This is a genomic window from Lentibacillus sp., assembly GCF_035301675.1.
Taxonomy (GTDB): Bacteria; Bacillota; Bacilli; order Bacillales; family Amphibacillaceae; genus Lentibacillus.
On the sequence record NZ_DATGTT010000068.1, the window covers coordinates 1 to 18,491 of the forward strand.

The 18,491-nt window shown below is 44.6% G+C and carries 16 protein-coding genes and 2 riboswitches; of the genes, 10 read left to right on the plus strand and 6 right to left on the minus strand.

Annotated elements, in window-relative coordinates; all coding sequences use genetic code 11:
* Positions 1-77: 77 nt before the first annotated feature.
* The 4 genes from rlmN (at position 78) to VK097_RS12445 (ending at position 4,087) form a co-directional block, all read left to right on the plus strand.
* The gene (gene rlmN / locus VK097_RS12430; protein ID WP_324212129.1) at positions 78-1,145 is read left to right on the plus strand and encodes a dual-specificity RNA methyltransferase RlmN; all 1,068 of its coding nucleotides are present in this window, start codon (positions 78-80) and stop codon (positions 1,143-1,145) included.
* A 436-nt stretch (positions 1,146-1,581) separates the two neighbouring features.
* The gene (locus VK097_RS12435) at positions 1,582-2,754 is read left to right on the plus strand and encodes a ParM/StbA family protein (RefSeq protein WP_324212130.1); all 1,173 of its coding nucleotides are present in this window, start codon (positions 1,582-1,584) and stop codon (positions 2,752-2,754) included.
* Between the two features lie 9 nt (positions 2,755-2,763).
* Complete coding sequence (locus VK097_RS12440) at positions 2,764-3,288, plus strand: hypothetical protein (RefSeq protein WP_324212131.1); 525 nt, start codon at positions 2,764-2,766, stop codon at positions 3,286-3,288.
* Positions 3,289-3,430: 142 nt separating this feature from the next.
* On the plus strand, positions 3,431-4,087 hold the full coding sequence (locus VK097_RS12445; protein ID WP_324212132.1) for a DUF421 domain-containing protein: 657 nt from the start codon (positions 3,431-3,433) through the stop codon (positions 4,085-4,087).
* Between the two features lie 36 nt (positions 4,088-4,123).
* Here the strand turns inward: VK097_RS12445 and VK097_RS12450 are convergent, their stop codons facing one another.
* From VK097_RS12450 to dapA, 3 genes are all read right to left on the minus strand, one after another.
* Entirely contained in the window at positions 4,124-5,536 is a 1,413-nt protein-coding gene (locus VK097_RS12450; RefSeq protein ID WP_324212133.1) for a Na+/H+ antiporter NhaC family protein, read from the minus strand.
* A gap of 49 nt (positions 5,537-5,585) precedes the next feature.
* Positions 5,586-7,205 carry a BCCT family transporter gene (locus VK097_RS12455; RefSeq protein ID WP_324212134.1) on the minus strand — a complete coding sequence of 540 codons (1,620 nt, stop codon included), beginning with the start codon at positions 7,203-7,205 and terminating at the stop codon, positions 5,586-5,588.
* A gap of 368 nt (positions 7,206-7,573) precedes the next feature.
* The gene (dapA, locus tag VK097_RS12460; RefSeq protein ID WP_324212135.1) at positions 7,574-8,461 is read right to left on the minus strand and encodes a 4-hydroxy-tetrahydrodipicolinate synthase; all 888 of its coding nucleotides are present in this window, start codon (positions 8,459-8,461) and stop codon (positions 7,574-7,576) included.
* A 112-nt stretch (positions 8,462-8,573) separates the two neighbouring features.
* A riboswitch (Lysine riboswitch) is annotated at positions 8,574-8,753 on the minus strand.
* Between the two features lie 185 nt (positions 8,754-8,938).
* Positions 8,939-9,130, plus strand: a riboswitch (cobalamin riboswitch).
* Positions 9,131-9,245: 115 nt separating this feature from the next.
* Here dapA and VK097_RS12465 point away from each other — a divergent pair.
* Genes VK097_RS12465 through VK097_RS12475 form a run of 3 tightly spaced genes read left to right on the plus strand, consistent with a single transcriptional unit; the run spans position 9,246 to position 12,911 of the window.
* The gene (locus VK097_RS12465; protein WP_324212136.1) at positions 9,246-11,456 is read left to right on the plus strand and encodes a ribonucleoside-diphosphate reductase subunit alpha; all 2,211 of its coding nucleotides are present in this window, start codon (positions 9,246-9,248) and stop codon (positions 11,454-11,456) included.
* Complete coding sequence (locus VK097_RS12470) at positions 11,453-11,887, plus strand: flavodoxin (RefSeq protein ID WP_324212137.1); 435 nt, start codon at positions 11,453-11,455, stop codon at positions 11,885-11,887. Before VK097_RS12465 ends, VK097_RS12470 begins: the two co-directional genes overlap by 4 nt.
* Positions 11,868-12,911, plus strand: coding sequence for a ribonucleotide-diphosphate reductase subunit beta (locus VK097_RS12475; RefSeq protein ID WP_324212138.1), 1,044 nt, complete (start codon positions 11,868-11,870; stop codon positions 12,909-12,911). The genes VK097_RS12470 and VK097_RS12475 overlap by 20 nt, the downstream gene beginning before the upstream one ends.
* A 317-nt stretch (positions 12,912-13,228) precedes the next feature.
* Here the strand turns inward: VK097_RS12475 and VK097_RS12480 are convergent, their stop codons facing one another.
* On the minus strand, positions 13,229-14,500 hold the full coding sequence (locus VK097_RS12480; RefSeq protein WP_324212139.1) for a hypothetical protein: 1,272 nt from the start codon (positions 14,498-14,500) through the stop codon (positions 13,229-13,231).
* 203 nt (positions 14,501-14,703) lie between these two features.
* Here VK097_RS12480 and VK097_RS12485 point away from each other — a divergent pair, with 203 nt between their 5' ends.
* Positions 14,704-16,086, plus strand: coding sequence for a sodium:solute symporter family protein (locus VK097_RS12485; protein ID WP_324212140.1), 1,383 nt, complete (start codon positions 14,704-14,706; stop codon positions 16,084-16,086).
* Positions 16,087-16,223: 137 nt separating this feature from the next.
* Here the strand turns inward: VK097_RS12485 and VK097_RS12490 are convergent, their stop codons facing one another.
* Positions 16,224-17,120 carry an N-acetylmuramoyl-L-alanine amidase family protein gene (locus tag VK097_RS12490; RefSeq protein WP_324212141.1) on the minus strand — a complete coding sequence of 299 codons (897 nt, stop codon included), beginning with the start codon at positions 17,118-17,120 and terminating at the stop codon, positions 16,224-16,226.
* A 304-nt stretch (positions 17,121-17,424) separates the two neighbouring features.
* Here VK097_RS12490 and VK097_RS12495 point away from each other — a divergent pair, with 304 nt between their 5' ends.
* Both VK097_RS12495 and VK097_RS12500 read left to right on the plus strand, forming a co-directional pair.
* Positions 17,425-17,577: a hypothetical protein gene (locus VK097_RS12495; RefSeq protein WP_324212142.1), complete on the plus strand. Its 153-nt coding sequence runs from the start codon at positions 17,425-17,427 to the stop codon at positions 17,575-17,577.
* A 66-nt stretch (positions 17,578-17,643) separates the two neighbouring features.
* The gene (locus VK097_RS12500; protein ID WP_324212143.1) at positions 17,644-18,105 is read left to right on the plus strand and encodes a hypothetical protein; all 462 of its coding nucleotides are present in this window, start codon (positions 17,644-17,646) and stop codon (positions 18,103-18,105) included.
* Position 18,106: 1 nt separating this feature from the next.
* Here VK097_RS12500 and VK097_RS12505 read toward each other — a convergent pair whose 3' ends face one another.
* Positions 18,107-18,442: a DUF3889 domain-containing protein gene (locus VK097_RS12505; protein WP_324212144.1), complete on the minus strand. Its 336-nt coding sequence runs from the start codon at positions 18,440-18,442 to the stop codon at positions 18,107-18,109.
* Between the last annotated feature and the right edge of the window lie 49 nt (positions 18,443-18,491).

Below are 18,491 nucleotides of genomic sequence, written 5' to 3' on the forward strand. Positions count from 1 at the left end.
ATTCGTTTGCCACATTGCCACGCATGCCGTATTATAGTACAATATACTATTGGAATGTATGGAAATGAGGGATATGCATGAGCAAAAAGTCCATATATGGATTGACATATGAGCAACTTCAGAATTGGCTCACCAACCATGGGCAACGCCGATTCCGGGTTGACCAGGTGTGGAACTGGCTGTACAAAAAACGCATCAGCCAATTTGCGGATATGAAAAATGTGAACAAAGAAACAATTGCACTGCTTGAGGAGAATTTTGTTTTGCACACGACTAAAGAGGAGCTCAGGCAAGAGTCCGAGGATGGTACAATTAAGTATTTGTTCAGGCTTTCAGACGGAAATTTGGTGGAAACAGTTTTAATGCGTTTTAATTACGGCCTGTCGGTTTGTGTGACGACTCAGGTTGGGTGTAATATTGGCTGTTCGTTCTGTGCGAGCGGTTTGCTCCGTAAGAATCGTGATCTGAACAGCAGTGAAATTGTTGAACAAATTATAAATGTTCAAAAGGACATGGATGTAAAAGGCAACGACGAGCGCGTCAGCCATATCGTTGTGATGGGAATCGGAGAGCCGTTTGATAATTTCAATAACCTGATGGATTTCATCTATGTTGTCAACAATGATGCGGGGCTGAATATTGGTGCCAGGCATATCACGGTATCAACGAGTGGGCTTGCGCATAAAATTTATGAATGGACTGACACTGGAACACAGGTTAATTTGGCCATTTCACTGCATGCGCCGAACAATGAATTACGTACATCAATCATGAAAATCAATCGTGCCTTTCCGATCGAAAAACTGATGAAGGCAGTGAATTATTACCTAGAGAATGTCAATCGTCGTGTGACGTATGAATACATTATGCTTAAGGATGTCAATGATCACAAGGAAGATGCTGAAGAATTGATTGAGCTGCTGTCAGATAAACGACACTTGTCATATGTGAACCTGATACCATATAACACAGTCAGTGAGCATGATCAGTATCAACGAAGTGATTCATCGACTATTCAGGCTTTTTATGAAACGTTAAAGGAGAATGGTCTAAACTGCGGTGTCCGCTGGGAGAATGGTGCAGATATTGATGCTGCTTGCGGTCAGCTTAGAAGTAAACAAGTTAAAAAAGAGAATGCAGGATAAGCTTAATGCGTCCCAAAAAGGGGCGTGTTTTTTTTTACATTTATGATTCTCCCTATGAGGTTTTATTCTGTGTAAAATTTATTGTGTAATTTTCTGTAAGTCTTATTTTTGTGTGATGATTTTATAGAATATGATGACTTTTGTACTCCTGAATCACTACTGAAGACAAAAAAGAAAACATGTAAACACTTTGTAAACTTTACGTACACAATAACGTGTTCATGTAAACAAATGCGAACACAAGCTGCTAAATCAACGTGTGCAATAAATGAAAACAAGTGTACAATTAATGATTACATGTAAACGAAAAAGAATACGAAAAAAGTCTGATTGCTTATTTTTATTAAAAAGTTTATTCTATTGGTAAAGATTATTTAATAGATGAGTCTTTGCACTCTCTATTAACAAATCAATTTTCGGGAGGAGAGTCACATATATGAAAAATTCAAGAGTAGCTGCAGTTGATGTGGGCAATGATGCAGTTAAAGCAAATTTCGGTAAGATGGATAACTCTTATTACATACCGAATGTGGTTGCACGCGATATGGAGGACAGACCAGTTATTGGCATAGAGGATTTGGATGAAAAAGATCCGATTGATAACTTGCATATCCGGGTTCACTCCCCTGCTCTGGAGGAAAACAATGCCGTTTATCGTGTCGGAACGCTGGCAACAAAAACGAATAACTCAACCGAACTTGACCAAGGGAGCAGCAAATCGGAAGAAGACCAGACATTGGTGATGCTATTTGCCTCAATCGCCTTGGATGCTGTCAGCACTAATTCCTTTAAGCAAGGCAAAAAAGACGTGATTGATGCAAATTACACATTGGGTACCGGCCTGCCGCTAAGGGAAGTTAAGGAAGGAAAAGATGTCGGCTACCGTTCCCAGCTGCTTGGTTCGGTCCATCAGGTTGAATTTTTGGTGACACCGCAATATCAAGGGAAAAAGATAAACATTAAATTTGATGAAGTAAAAGTATATCCGGAAGGTTTCGCAGCATACGTGAATCTGATCATGGATAATGACTTGAACGTAATTAATCAGGAATTGATTGATAAACAGATTCTGATTCAGGATATCGGCGGGCTTTCAACCGACATTGCTGTTATCCGCAACCGAAACGTTGACGATGACAAAGCACAGGGCTTTCCATTGGGTGTTGCTGAATCGCTCGAGGAAATCCGCGATGAGATTCGGACACGACATGGCGTTGAACTGGACAGTCGCCGCGATGTGGTTGATATCATTACCCGTAAAAACGACCGTCATCATATAATGGTACGGGGCAGCCGGACAAACATCCACGATATCACGGACCGGATTTTGCTGGAGCTGGCCAAGAAGGAATACCGCAACCTGCGCAACGTCTGGCAAAAAAATTCACAATCGGAAATCTGTTACTTTGTCGGCGGCGGATCAGCCGTATTAAAAGATTATATCAAAGCGCTTAATAACAAATTAGACGGCTTTAACATTGATTTCTTTGAGAATGAAAATGAAAGTATCTGGATGATGGCCAATGCCTATTATAAGCTGATCATGGATTATGTGAATAAAAATACGCAGGCAGAAGCAAAGGAAAAAGCCGCAGCAGAGAAAAAGTAGGGTGATACCATGCAAGGGTCAAAAAAGAATATCGAACGCGGCCAGTCGATTACATTCCGCGTTCCTTCCGATACACCTGATTATCTGTTAAAACAGCTGCAAAAACTGAAGGAAACTGAACGCCGCAATTTTTCCAGTCAAATTGCCCAATATGTCCTGAAAGGCGTTAATGAAACATACACACGCGAGCGCGAAACAGTCACGATTCCGCTCCCGCGGCAGCTTACCAAAGAGCAGAAAAGCTGGCTGAAGCACGAGCATTCGGAAGCATTGATTGGCACAATTGTCTATCAGCTGCTGCAGGATCCAATTCGGGCAACATCAATCCTGTCCACACTGAACGGTAATCAGCCGATGGAGCCTGAGCCACCTGTTGAAGAGGAAGCAGAAGAAGCGCCGTCTGTGGAAAAGAAGCCTGATCTGGATGCGGTCGGCCTTAATAATTTGGATGACCTGCATGAAGCAGTTGATGATGAGCCGGAAGAACCAGGAGAAGATCCGCTGGCGGACTTTTTCTCCAAAATGAATAAATGAAGCAAACAGAACCAAACTGTCCTGGGAATTCCCGGGGCAGTTTTTTGATGCTACTTAAAATGTGGCGAATTCAAGGGCGTAAAGATACATGCATAAGATGCCGGATTCCAATCAAACTAACATTAGAAAGGAGTTTGATACAGTGGAATTCGATTGGATTTGGAAATCCATTTTAATCGTGATTGCAGGAACGTTGTTATTACGGCTTGCCGGCCGGAAATCCATCTCTCAGATGACGCTCCCGCAGACGGTGATTATGATTGGGATCGGATCGTTGCTCATTCAGCCTGTTTCCGGCAATAATATCTGGGTGACTATAGCTGTTGGCGGCATTTTGATTATCACGTTATTCATTATGGAATACGCCCAGGTGAAAGGGAATATTTTTGAAAAGCTTATTACCGGCAAATCGAAAGTGATGATTGAAAATGGCACTGTAAATGAACAAAACATGAAGAAAGTACGAATGACAGTTGACCAGTTGGAAATGAACTTGAGGATGAAAAATGTTAAAAATATAGACGATGTCGAATGGGCAACATTGGAGCCAAACGGGCAAGTGGGTTTCAGCCTAAAAAAAGAATCGCAGCCTGTCACGAAAAAGGAATTTAACCAATTATCTTCTGATGTTCAGCAAATATTAAGCCAACTGTCGATTGATTCACACATCAGCCAGCTCAGAACACAATTGAACGACCTCACTAATCAGATTGCCAAGATGAAGAAGCAGCGTGATATGTTCAAGGAACTTGATGAAAATAGCCAGGAAGAAAATTCCTCGCCAAAACACTTGCAGTGATGGCGGGGATATTTTTATATCAGCTTAACAGCTTTTTTAAACGAGAAAGAATCCAGCGGCAAGGTAAATCACCGCGGCTATGCCGGCGCCGACAGCGCAGATTTTCAGTTTGTAGCGGGCGTAATCGACCAGGGGCATTTCAAGGATTGAGGCTGTCGTGATTGTCGTGTCCCCGAGTGGTGAAGTCATGGCACCGAATGACCCGCTGGCAAACACAGCTCCGACTGTCAATGGGATTGATGCCTCGGTTGAGACAGCCAGCGCGATCCCAAGCGGCATAAATATCCCCCATGTTCCCCACGATGATCCGAGGAAATAACTGACCACTGCCCCAAGGATAAATACAATGGCCGGAATCGTGAAGCTCGGCAAAAATGAACCGAGTGTCGCATTAATAAATTTGGAAAAGCCAAGATCTTCGGTAACAAGTGACAGTGCCCACACCAGGATAAGCAGGATAATCGCCTGCATGAGCTGATTGCCGCCGTCGTAAAAATGGTAAATGGTCTCTTCCATGGACTGCCGGCGAATCACATAAAACACAAATGTCAAAATCAGAGTTATGAAAACTGCCAGCAGCATAACGAATGTAGCGTCCGCTTCTGAAAATGCCTGAAAAACGGTGTTCGCACCCTTAGCCATCCCATTTTGCCATAGCAGAAACAGCGATAGCCCTAGGAGCAAAAAGAGCGGAACAATCAGATTCCACGGCTGTGCTTTGACCGTCGAAAGTTCTTTTTCGATGCCTGAACGATGGTAGTCATGCTCATTAACTTGTTTACCGGTCTGTTTATTTGTCCTTTCCTTTTCAGAAGATGACCAAAACGTCCGGATAAGGCCAATTACCAGCATCACAATAGCATAGAAATTAAACAGAATGCTGAGCAGGAAAATCTGGTAGGGATCCATGTCCAGGTTAAACTTTTGCACACCACTCTCCACAAGCGAAATCATGAAACCGACAAATGCTGTTGCAACGGGCAGGAGAACGATAACTGAACTTGTGGAGACATCCATTGTAAACCCGACTTTGCGTTTGGAAATGCTCATATCTTTCATGAGCGATTTCACGACCGGGCCAATCATCATAATTCTGAACATCGGCATCATGAACGTGAACGGCAGTGTCAGCCAGATGAGCCCCAATAAACCGCGCTGTGATTCAATTTTGTCTCCAATCCATTTCGAAAAGCCTTTTATGCCGCCTGAAATATTCATCATCCCAATCAGGCCGCCGAATAAATAAAGAAAAGCGATGATTTTGATATTGTTTTCGTCCGATAGGGTTGTAACAACGTAGCTTACTGATTTCTCAGTGCCGCCAAGCAGACTGAATTCAACGAGTAATCCCCCGACGAGAACACCCAGTACAAGCCCCGGGAGAATTTTCTTTAGCCATATTGATAATCCAATTACAATCACAAACGGAAGTAAGGAAAGCCACTCCATTATTCTGACATCCTTTCGGTTAATAGCAATACCAATTTTTTAAAGCATTCTAGTCATCAAGATTCTTATCCTCTAAAGCTTCCAGAGCGGACCTTCTTTTCCTGCGCTTTTCTTGCTTGTTAATATGAATGGTTGGCGGCTGATAATCCCTGGTAGCTCGGATATCCTCATTGGAAGCCCGCATGAAGGACCATGCCAGGAGTCCCATAATAAACAAAACCGGAAACCCGGCGACTATACTGGCAGTCTGCAATGTCTGTAAGTCACCGATGAACATTAAAACCAAAGGCATCAGGCATAGGGTGAATGCCCAGAAAAGGCGATTCCAGCGCAATGGCTCGGCTTTGACTTCTTTTTGCACCACAGCTGACAGGATATAGGATGATGAATCAAACGTTGTCGCCAGGAAAATGATTGCCAGAATAGTGAAGACGGCCACCATAATCCATGCCATTGGCAGTTGATTCAGAATCGCGATGATGGCAGCAGGCGCACCATTTTCGTTCATGAAGCCAATAACGTTAAAGCGGCCAGACAGCTGCAGATGGAGGCCAAAATTTCCCATGATACCGAAAAAGAGCACACAGCCCAGCGTACCGTAAACCATCGTGCCGAAAATCATTTCCTGGATGGTTCGACCGCGTGAAATGCGTGCAACAAACAGTCCCACAAATGGTGCATAGACAAGCCACCATGCCCAGTAGAACACCGTCCACGCTTCCGGAAATCCTGTTTCGGTAAAACCGCCGACATTAGCAAATGGCTCAAGCCAGGTAGCCATTTTAAAAAAGTTATCGATAATAAGACCAATGCTCGTAAAGGTCGTTTCACTGATAAATAACGACGGTCCGAAAACAAAAATAAAAGCGAGCACAAAAATAGCGAGCCAAAGATTGATGTCACTAAGCACTCTGATGCCGTTCCGCAAACCCGAATAAGCACTGACCGCAAATATCGCAGCACAAATGAGCATAATCACCGTCTTCATTGTAAGGTTTACCGGCAGACCGGTTATGTCATTCACACCTTCTGCGATCATCGGTGTTCCCAATGCCAGCGTCGTTCCGGCACCGCCCATCAGACCAAACATAAACAGAACATCAATGAGGATGCCAAGCGGTGTATCGACCAGCCGTCCGAGGACGGGTCTGACAGCCTCACTTATTTTCAGAACCGGCTTTTTCCGGACATAATAAAAATAAGCTATCGGCAGTGCCGGCAATGTATATATTGCCCAGGCAATAGGTCCCCAATGGAAAATACCGTATGCCGGCGCATAATTAATAGCTTCTTTCGATTCAGGCTCTATGCCGAATGGCGGACCTTGATAATAATAGGCCCACTCGATCATTCCCCAGTACAGGATACTTGACCCGATACCTGCAGCAAACAGCATGGCTGCCCATGATATCGTGCCAAATTCTTTTTCTTCATCTTTATCACCAAGTTTGACATGACCATTTTTGCTGAATGCAACAAAAACCAGAAAGGCAAAAGCAGCCAGTCCGAAAATTAAATATAAGACACCAAAATTGCCAGTCATGAAATCATTTGCCATATTCACAAATTCTTTACCTGCTTCAGGAAAAACCGCCAGAGGGATGGAGACGGCAACCAATAGGAATAAAGCACCAAAAAATGTCGGCCAGTCAATCAAATCTTTGTTCATTATTTTCACCCTTTCTACCGATAGCTTTTCTAGATGATGGCAGGATATTCATTGGCAGTGAAATATTTGAATGGCAGCAGGTAATTAATAAAAGGTACGGCAAAATGGGGGCGTGATAAAGTTTGATAAGCTTATTGCGCTGGACAGTAAAGAGTTATGTGTTGTGGGAGCTGAAGGGGTATTGAGGAGGAAATCCCGAAGATATCATGAATTTTCCCGAAGTTCACCGGGAAAATCCCGAAGTTCACATTGATCTCCCCGAAGTTCACAATAAAAATCCCGAAGTTCACAAAATTCCAGATTTCGGTCGCAGCTAAAAAAACCGCTGTATGAACTCGAAAAACGTTCATACAGCGGGTAGATGGCCTTTAGCCGGCTTCAGTTATTTCATTCGGCGGCAGTATTTGCTTAAGTTGCTGCTTTTCGTCGTTCGACAGCGGCATCATTGGCAGACGAGCGTCTCCAACGTACATACCCATCATATTGAGAGCTGCTTTTACCGGTGATGGGCTTGGTTGTGCGAATAGCGCCTTCATCGTCGGCAGAAGTTCCTGATGGATAAGAGATGCACGTTGCACGTCACCGTTCTGGAAGCTTTGAACCATTTTTTTAATGTCACTTCCGATAATATGCGAGGATACGGATACAATTCCGTTACCGCCAATCGCCAGTACAGGGAGTGTCAGATTGTCGTCACCGCTGTAGAGGGTGAAATCTCCAGACGTTTTACTGATGATGTCAGTCATTGCATCAAGGTCGCCGCTCGCTTCTTTCACCGACACAATGTTACTGATCTCAGACAGCCGGATAATAGTTTCAGGATCAATTGCCACTGCGCTCCGACCTGGAACATTGTAAAGCATTACGGGAAGGGATGTCGCTTGTGCAACTGCTTTATAGTGCTGATACAGTCCTTCCTGGGAAGGTTTGTTATAGTATGGTGTTGTGAGCATGATTGCATCGATACCCGTCGCTTCCGCCTGCTGTGTCAGCTCGATGGAAGTCCGGGTGCTGTTTGATCCTGTACCTGCAATGACGGCTGCTCGTCCATCTGCAACTTGTGAGACAAAGCGGAACAAGTCCAGTTTTTCGTTATCTGTCAGGGTTGGGGATTCACCTGTCGTCCCCGCTACGACTAATCCGTCCGAACCATTTGCGATTAAGTAATTCACCAATGTACGTGTTGCCTGAAAATCGATATCACCATTTTGATTGAATGGGGTTACCATTGCGGTTAAAACTTGGCCGAAATTCATCGTTTTTCACATCCTTTTAAAATTGTTTTTAAAAGGCTATCTCCCATTTTCGCAATAAAAAAACAACAACGAGGGGTCGCTGTTGCAGCAGAAACGTTACTTACGTTTCTTTGCGCAAGATAGCCCTCCATATAGTCTCCTATATGACAGTCCTGTATTTATTCAATAGCAGAACCAACTTCGAGAATATGAGCTTCTCTTAAGTTTCGGCGAATACCCCTTTCCACAATCATCAGCGGATCCCATAGTCCTTCTACTGTGTACTGATGGTCTTCGCACCTCTACCCCACTTCAATGAATTGAAATGGAAAATATATAATTATATTCAATCTACCACAGGGTATCCGGAATTTCAAGGCATACTTCGGGAATTACCACGTCAGGTATCTTTTCTTTTAATCTATTGCATCAGAATGTTTTCTATGATAGTCTATTAAATACAATATATATTAATAAAAGTTATTAAATTCACTATATATAGTGTCCGAGAAATAAGGTGACAACTTCGTCTTAAAAGGGAATCCGGTGAAAATCCGGAACTGTCCCCGCAACTGTAAGTGTGGACGAACAGGCTATCCACTGTATTGCAAGCTTCACGGCAGCTATATGGGAAGGGCCTCAGTAGACAGAAGCATGAGTCAGGAGACCTGCCTTAGTTCGTACGTTTCAATCCTCGGGGCAAGAGATGGTGAAGCGATGGGAACATACTGCATATTTTCTGTCGTTTTATAACCGTTCATCCCCGTGGTGAACGGTTTTTAATATTTTTTTAGGAGGCAGAGCCATGACACTGACAATAACGGAGGATCTTGAGTCATTAATTGAACAGGCAACTGAAGGGCTGGATGTGGATAAGGAAGCTTTTTTGGAAAAAACACGTGAAAAGGGTGGTGCGGTCGATAAGAATTGTTTAATAAGACTGGCACTGGAAAATATCGATGAGGCAAATCCTGACTGGACATTTGTCGGCGAGCGCTTGTATCTGCAGACATTATATGAACAGGCAGCAGTAAATAGGAGGTATGAGGTCAGCCGTCAATACGGAGATTTTCATCAGCTTATTTCACGATTGGCGGATAAGGGCATTTATTCAGATAACCTGCTTAAGTCATACACCAGACAGGAAATTGATTATTTTGGCAGCATTATTGAGCCTGAGCGGGATTTGTTGTTCAACTACCTTGGTCTGTATACGCTGGCAACCCGATATCTTGCAACAGACCACGATAAAAACATATATGAACTGCCACAGGAGCGATGGATGGTCATCGCAATGCACCTGATGCAGGATGAGCATCCCGAGTATCGCAGCCAATACGTTGCTGAAGCCTATTGGGCGCTCAGCAATCTGTACATGACGGTTGCCACACCAACGCTTACCAATGCGGGTAAAACACACGGTCAACTGTCGAGCTGCTTTATCGATACGGTGGACGACAGTCTGCAGTCGATCTATGACAGCAATACCGATATTGCCAAGCTTTCGAAAAATGGCGGCGGGATTGGTGTTTACATGGGGAAAATCCGCAGCCGCGGCAGTGCGATCAAAGGTTTCAAAGGGATGTCAAGCGGTGTTGTGCCGTGGATCAAGCAGCTGAACAACACGGCTGTTAGCGTTGACCAGCTCGGGACGAGAAAAGGCGCGATTGCCATTTACCTGGACATCTGGCATGCCGATATTGAGCCGTTTCTTGATTTGAAGCTGAACAATGGCGATGAGCGTCTCCGCGCACACGATATTTTCACGGGTGTCTGTCTGCCGGATTACTTCATGGAACAAGTGGAAAAGCGTGGTGACTGGTACTTGTTTGACCCGCATGAGGTGCGGCAGGTGATGGGGTATTCACTTGAGGAGTTCTATGATGAAGAGCAGGGGGCAGGTTCGTGGCGCGAGCGCTATTTGGAATGTGTCCGGTCTGATGAGCTCACAAAACGTGTCGTTCCAGCAATCGATATTATGAAACGGATTATGAAATCACAGCTCGAATCCGGTACGCCGTTCATGTTTTACCGGGATGAGGTGAACCGGCAGAACAATAATCCACACGAAGGCATGATTTACTGCTCGAATCTTTGTACGGAAATCACGCAAAATCAGTCACCGACCGAATTTTTGGAAGAGTTGACGGAAGCGGATGGCACCATCGTGAAAAAATATAAACCCGGTGACTATGTTGTCTGCAATTTGAGTTCAATCAATCTCGGGAGGGCTGTTCCGGAGAAGGCTCTGGAACGTCTGATCAGCATTCAGGTCCGCATGCTTGATAATGTGATTGGCATAAATACTTTGCCGCTTAAACAGACACAGTTGACGAATCAGAAATACCGCGCCATCGGACTGGGGACATTCGGCTGGCATCATCTGCTGGCAAAAAAGAATATCGGATGGGAGACAGAAGAGGCGGTTGATTACGCTGACCGGATGTACGAAAAAATCGCATATCTGACGATTAAAGCCAGCATGGAACTAAGCAGGGAAAAGGGCAGCTATCCGGCGTTTGCAGGCAGCAAATGGCAGACGGGCCGGTATTTTACCGACAAAGGCTATACCGGTGAAAAATGGCAGTCACTCAAGCAGGATGTGATGGAACACGGTGTCCGAAACGGCTACTTGATGGCTGTTGCACCTAATTCGTCGACATCAATGATTGCCGGTTCCACTGCGAGTATCGATCCGGTATTCAAGCCGTTTTACTTTGAAGAAAAGAAGGACTTCAAAATTGCTGTGACAGCCCCGGAACTGGATCATAACACTTACGGGATTTACCGCCGTTCAGCGTATATTCTCGATCAGCGCTGGTCGGTCAGGCAGAATGCGGCCCGGCAAAGACACATTGATCAGAGCATTTCGTTTAATATTTATGTACCGAATACGATTAAAGCTTCCGTCCTCCTGGATTTGCATCTGCAGGCGTGGAAAGAAGGTCTTAAAACAACATATTACGTCCGGTCAACGGCCAATGATGTCGAGGAATGTGAGTGGTGTGAAAGTTGAAAGCATTAATCGCTTATTTATCATACAGCGGCAATACGAAGGAAACAGCTGAAATGGTTGCTGATTATCTGTCGGCGGATGGCGCGGTGACTGATATGCACCGGATTGGCATCGATCCGCCGGTGGACGCGTCCGCATACGATTTGATTTTTATTGGCACATTTACGTGGGAGATGGGCGCGACCCCTGATGAGGTAAAAGAATTTGTTCTGGAGGTCGGCTATAAACCGGCTAATGTTGCTGTATTCGGGACCGGAGATACGCAGTTCGGCGGTGATGAGCTTTATTGCCTGGCTGTGGATAAACTGGTCACATTTTATCAGAGCAGATGGGACGGATTGAAAATCGAGCAGTCACCGCGAGGCTCACAGGAATTTATGGTGAAAAACTGGCTGGAAGGAGTGCTTCATGATGTCAAAAGTCTTACTTGAGAAAGCAAAAACATTGGAACCGATCAATCCGAATAAATCAACCGCCTTGTTTGGCGGGAAGTCGAGCGGTATCCTGAATTGGAATGACATCGCTTATCCGCACTGGTATAAAATGTACAAGCGGCTGATCGGCAACTACTGGCAGGCGGATGAAATCAATATGTCCGACGATCTGCGCCAGTTTGCATCACTGACTGATGAAGAGCGTGATGCGTATTTGAAAATTATCGGACTGCTGTCGACGCTGGACGGGCCGCAGACACGGACGGCACTGTTATTGTCATTATATGCGACAGATCCGTCTGTCCAATCGATCATGGCTGTCATCGCTCAGCAGGAAGCTGTGCACAATGAAAGCTACTCGTATGTGCTGTCCTCAGTAGTATCGCTTGATGAGCAGAATGAATCGTTTCAGCTCGGGCGTACCGACCCCGTACTGCTGAAACGGAATGAGACGCTTATACAGCAATACAACGCGTTTGTCGAGGAACCGACGATTGAAAATATATTGAAAACTTGTGTTTACACTGTGCTCCTGGAAGGGATGTTTTTCTATTCCGGATTCGCGTTCTTTTATCATCTCGCGCGAAAAAATAAGATGGTCGGTACATCAACCATGATCAGTTACATCAACCGGGATGAACTTGAACATGGACGGTTTATTTCTGAATTATTCCGGGCGGCATTGGATGAAAATCCGGATTTGAATACAGCGGAATTTGCTGATTGGGTTTACAGCAGGTTCAGCGAGTCGGTCGAACTTGAAATCGAATGGTCCGCGTATGTACTCGCTGATATTGAGGGGATCGACCTCGATGAAATGGCCGGCTATATCAAGTATCGCGCCAACAAAATGTTGCGCATGATGGGCCTTAGCGAGATGTATCCTGAGCATACGGAAAACCCGATGAAATGGATCCGCGCGTACGCCGATAATTTTGACGGCACCAAGACAGACTTTTTCGAGCAAAAATCACGGCAGTATACGAAAACAAGCGATCTGAACGGGTTTGATGATTTGTAGCTGAGCGGATGTGGGGGCGCCATACTTTACTGAGAAATCGCCGAATAATGCAGATATGAAAATTGCTTTTGCCAAAGTTCACATTTGAGTTTCGACCATTGAAGTGTTCGACATTGATGCCAAAATAAGGGGCTGGGACATAACTAAAACGTTTAATATTAAAGACGGATGATACTCGGCATATTTAAGTGAAATGTATGGGTGAATCTTAACCACCGCCGCGGAAAAAGAAAAATCCGAACTGATTCAAAATTCAACTGAAGAATTTTAAATCATCGTTCGGATTTTTTCTTTGATTCATTACTTTTGTCGCTTCACTATACTTCATTAAGCGGAAAAACCTTACCCGATACTGCGTGCACGCCATATGCACAGTCCAGTTTTCCGCACATGATGTAGGTTTCCCGCCCTCTGTCATATACGTAAACCGGTTCAATTTCAATATGTTCACGCAACGTTTCAAACGCTTCATCACGCGATAAAACCGGATCTTCAGCCTTTACAAAATGTTTAAACGCTTCAAACAGCCTGTCCTGATCAAAATAATTTACCGCTGTAAGTGTATCACGGTCAATCAATAGCTTGATCTTAATATCAAGCGCATATTTCACCTCGCCCTGAACAGGTTTAATCTCAGCCACGATATAATCGTCCTTCAAATAAACACCGGTCAGTTTACGCTTGCCGCTCTCATCCGGAAAAACCAGACGCATAAACCGCAAAACTTCCTGCAGGCTTGTTTCCACTTCAGTTTCCGATAGAGGTATTGTGTCCGGATGCAGTTCGTTTGCCAGCACACTTTCCAGTTCCACCTCGGGAGACAAGTCAATATCTTTTTGTTCAAATTCTCCTTCGAGCGGTTCTTCCCACCGCAATACTTTGTCCATCGCAATAAAAGAACTGCGATCCTCACCATACGAAAACGGAATGGTCCGTAATGCATCGTTGTTCAAAAACACTTCTTCAATTCCATAGATTGGCACCCATTTTTCCTGCTCTTGATCAGGCAATTTCTGCAACCGGCACTGGTCTTTTGCAAATGGTTCATACTTATCAGGTGTCAGCGCAAACGGCTCCCATTCGATTTGCGTTTCACCCGGGAATTCACCATCAATAGAAAATGCTGTCAGAACATCATCGTCATTGAATTCGATCTTGATTATTCCGCTGGGAGAAACCGGGATGTTATCAACCGCTGCGCCGAATACCAGCGTCTGCTCATCTTCACGTGCAATCAGAAACTGCCGGCCAAATGTGAGTCCGGTCATCTCTTCAATCCACTCGATCACATCTTCTTTGGCAGCTGATAACGGGTATAAGCTGCTGTCAGCGCTGTTGACATCCCTGGTGAAATCAAGCAGGCGCACTGCCTTCGTATGAAAATTGATATCCACGACTGCAGTCCCTGCCGGATTTAAAGCTTCATCCGAACCCATATCACCCGCCGGGAACCATTCCATATTTAAAATATAGGATGTTTCATTAAAATGATTCTTTTCACGGAAAAATTGATACCGTTTCAGTTCGTGGTCATGTAACCCAAGCGTTTCGCGCGCATGATCCACTACTGACTGCAATTGTTCATTCATTGTAAAAACCCCGCTTCTGCTGAATTATGTTCAGTATAACACCTTCTTTTAAGTATCTGAAATCGCTGTAGTTATACGGAAATATTTTTAAGTTAGTCTTCCAATTAATGATCAGTCAGAAAACATTTAAATAAACCGCTTTCTTCTGGTACAATAAACAATCAGATTGTAAACATCAAAGAAAAATAAATGAGGTGAACGACATGGGAGTGGAGCACAATCCACATCTGCTATGGTTTGTTGTGGGATACGGCATCATCATGGTGATTATTGGCATTTACTTTTCCAGAAAAATTTCCAGCAGTGAGGACTTTATTTTAGCCGGAAAAGGTTTGGGGACGGTTGTCCTGACAGGGACCCTCCTTGCCACATGGACAGGCAGCGGCAGCATCTCCGGCGGCGAGACGTCGATGGCTTATACATACGGGATAATACCGGCCTTCATGCTGATTTTCCCAACGCTTATCGGTATTATGATTTTATATGTGATCGCACCAAAAATTCGTGAATTCGGAAAATATACGGTGTCCGGCATTCTTGAGGCCAAATACGGGCAGACAGCCAGACTGATTGCCAGCATTATTATCATACTGGCATTCGTCGGCATCGTGTCTTATCAGATGACCGGAATCGGGTTCATTTTAAACGTGACAACGGGTATTTCCGTTGATACCGGTACAATCGTCGGTGCGGCTTTAATTATCTTTCTGGCGACAATCGGCGGGTTGCGTTCAATCGCCCCGACAGACGCCTTGAGTGCGTTTCTGGCCATTGCCGGCTTGTTCATAACACTGCCGGTGATCTATAGCGTTGCAGGCGGCTGGGACGGGGTGACATCGAATGTGCCTGCTGACCATCTGACAGCAACCGGCACACTAAATACGGTGCAGTTGCTCGGCTTTTTGCTGCCATCACTATTCCTGCTGCTCGGTGATCAGAACATGTACCAGCGGCTGGCAGCATCCAAAGCCGGGAGATCGTCCAAGAAGGCGCAAATCGGCTGGCTTATAGGGATGACACTTATTTCTCCGGCAATATCGCTGATTGCGTTTGCCTCCCGTTCCATTTTCCCGGAAATTGATCCGGGTATGGCATTGATGGCTACAACAACCGTCATGCCAATAGTTATCGGAGGCATACTGTTGGCTGCTGCCACAGCATTTATTGTAACGACAGGAAACTCATATCTGCTCTCGGCGGCAACGAACGTGACGTATGATATTGTCAAAAAACATATTAAACAAGATGCATCTGACAAACAATTGCTTAACATGACGAAATTTTTCACGATTCTGCTTGGTATTGTTGCGTTTGTACTGGTCACGTTTTTTCCGACCGTCCTGGAAGTACAAATGTATGCGTACACCGTATATGGGGCAGGACTGACACCGGCTTTGCTCGCTGTTTTCTTCTGGAAGCGCGTCAACATGGCAGGCGGTGTATCTTCAATGATTGCAGGCGTTGGCACTACTTTGCTGTGGGAAATTCCACTCAGCAAGCCATTTGAATTGAACAGTGTCATTATCGCACTGCCGGTAGCGGTTATTGTTCTGATTGTGGTAACACTGGCCACTTCACGCAAATAAAAAGCAGTCTAATGATTATTCTGGTTCAATATTTCCCGGGAAATTATCGGAGGTAATCATTGCTTTTTTCCTTATTGCTCAATTTATAGGTCTATAGTAAAAAAAGCTGTCCATCAAAGGACAGCTTTTTTACTCTGTTAATTAAAATAATTCATAAGACCTGCAGCAATCCCTTCACCAACATTTGCTTGGTGATCTGTGGTGCGGATAACTGACAAGTCATGCGGATTGGTAATGAAACCGAGTTCCACCAGAACCGCTAAGTCACTGTTCTCGCGCATTACATGATAGTTATTTTGCATAAGACCACGGCTATTCAGTGTCATATGCTGCTCCAGACCGGATTGAATGTCGCCTGCAAGTTCACGGTCATTCCCATTGGTATAGTAATATGTGCTGAATCCATTGATGCCCTGAAATGGGAATGCATTATAATGCAAACTGATGAAGGCATCTGTCGCATACGCACTGCTGAGATTGACCCTGTCTTCAAGCGATACATATGTATCATTTGAGCGTGTCATGATGACGGTAGCACCTGCCTTGCGCAATTCCTCTGCAACACTGAATGCCGTGTTCATGGTGTGCGTTTTTTCAACAGTGTCTCCGTAACCAATGGCACCAGGGTCTTTTCCGCCATGACCGGGGTCCAGAACAATGTTGTAGCCATTAAGTGTACCGGATGGTTCAGTTGACTGCTGGGTTTCCGCTGTGTTTGCTTCGCTGTCGGCAGATGGACTGCTCGCGGCTGCACCATCTTCCATTGGATAAAGAAAGTGTGCGGCAACCCAGGCAACTTGCCCATCATAATAGGTTTGCGCCCATCCGTGCTTTTTCTGGAAAACGACAGCCTGGTCGCCGGTAGATAGCTGACCGAGCACATCAGCGCTGCGTGATGGAGCAGTTCTGACATTCAGGTTATCAGCACCAACGCCGTAAATTTGACCATCATTTGCCAGGGCATTCGGCATGAACATAAGAGATAATAATAGCAAAAAGCCGGCAGAAATAAGTGTTATTCGTGCTTTCCCCACAAAATCCTCTCCTCTCTTTTCTGTTGTATTAACTCATATTATCCGTTACAAGAATATTCTAAACGCCATTTTTACAAAAAACATTCAAAAGTTCTAGAATAATAAGAGTGTTTGGAAAAATGCCGAGAAAAATATGGAAATGGCGTTTTATGCTGAATATCATAACATGAGAGAATCTAAAAAAACAAGCAGATACCAGATTGATAGATGAAATTGCCGCATTATCGAAACTTTTGACCCATATGATTCGTATATAGCGTAAACGTACAAGACTTTGTAATCAGCAGTGAGGTGGTTCTAATAAATGGCAGCGAAACATGTTGACATGGAAGAACGGAGAAAAAAAGAAGATCGGGGATGGATTGCTGATTTGCTTCTTTCTTTGCCGGAATTAATCATATTACCGGCGAAGTGGATGTTTAGGGGGATATCCGCTCTGATCAGGAATTGGCTATAACGGCAGACACAGGAGTGGTGGTCGTTTTAAGCCGATAAACGAAACTCAGAAAAGATGTGATTATTCTTGAATAGGCGAAAAGTCATCACCGCCATTACGGGCTTGGTCATTTTGGTTGTTGCTGTAACCTTTGTTGTTGATACGGAAGATCCCAAATCACAAAACAAGGACGTTATCTCACATGACTATACATTCACTGGTGAAAGCGAAAATTGGTCTGCCGTATTTGAAGTGGAAGGGAAGGAAGTTTTTTACGAGGAGGAAGAGGTGCTTAAGCTTGACAGCAATGCCAATTCAGCATTCGAGCTGATGTATAAAGGGTCGCTGGAGGAACTTTCTTCCGTGAGCAGGATGCGTTATGAATACGTAACACCAAACAGCGTCATGGAGAGGACTACGAATTCGCCGCCGAATGAAACCTTCTTTACCGACAGAGGTAACGACCTCGTGCGGCAGGAAGCGGTCATTAAGGTAACCGTTGAATGGGACGGCAGTACAGAAACGTTCACAATGGAGGCAGAGGAATAGGCTATTGTGATGTTTCCCTGAATGTAATATCGATGACGTCTTCTGTTTCGGTATCGAATTCAATATTGATGAAGACACCGAACTCCCTGTCATCCTTCTGAAGCCATAGCTTGAACTTTTCCACTGATGTCGTATCTTTATTCTCACGCCCCCGATGAAGGTAGTCGATGATATCCGCATTCGGGTATCTGGATTGGGTCTCCTTCATCGCAAGTCGTCCCCATTTGGCATAGGACGGGATATCCTTTTCCGCATGAACCATAGGCTGGATATAATTGGTTTCTCCAACGCCTGCTAAAAAAATTATGACACCGAAAACAATGAATATTGCACGCAACGAAATCATCTCCTTGCAGTTAGGATGGCACTAGAACGGTTTTTTATGA

Coding starts and splice junctions, on each gene's coding strand:
- rlmN (WP_324212129.1), top strand. CDS start 78: ATGAGCAAAAAGTCCATATATGGATTGACATATGAGCAACTTCAGAAT.
- VK097_RS12435 (WP_324212130.1), top strand. CDS start 1,582: ATGAAAAATTCAAGAGTAGCTGCAGTTGATGTGGGCAATGATGCAGTT.
- VK097_RS12440 (WP_324212131.1), top strand. CDS start 2,764: ATGCAAGGGTCAAAAAAGAATATCGAACGCGGCCAGTCGATTACATTC.
- VK097_RS12450 (WP_324212133.1), bottom strand. CDS start 5,536: ATGGAGTGGCTTTCCTTACTTCCGTTTGTGATTGTAATTGGATTATCA.
- VK097_RS12455 (WP_324212134.1), bottom strand. CDS start 7,205: ATGAACAAAGATTTGATTGACTGGCCGACATTTTTTGGTGCTTTATTC.
- dapA (WP_324212135.1), bottom strand. CDS start 8,461: ATGAATTTCGGCCAAGTTTTAACCGCAATGGTAACCCCATTCAATCAA.
- VK097_RS12465 (WP_324212136.1), top strand. CDS start 9,246: ATGACACTGACAATAACGGAGGATCTTGAGTCATTAATTGAACAGGCA.
- VK097_RS12475 (WP_324212138.1), top strand. CDS start 11,868: ATGTCAAAAGTCTTACTTGAGAAAGCAAAAACATTGGAACCGATCAAT.
- VK097_RS12480 (WP_324212139.1), bottom strand. CDS start 14,500: ATGAATGAACAATTGCAGTCAGTAGTGGATCATGCGCGCGAAACGCTT.
- VK097_RS12485 (WP_324212140.1), top strand. CDS start 14,704: ATGGGAGTGGAGCACAATCCACATCTGCTATGGTTTGTTGTGGGATAC.
- VK097_RS12495 (WP_324212142.1), top strand. CDS start 17,425: ATGGCAGCGAAACATGTTGACATGGAAGAACGGAGAAAAAAAGAAGAT.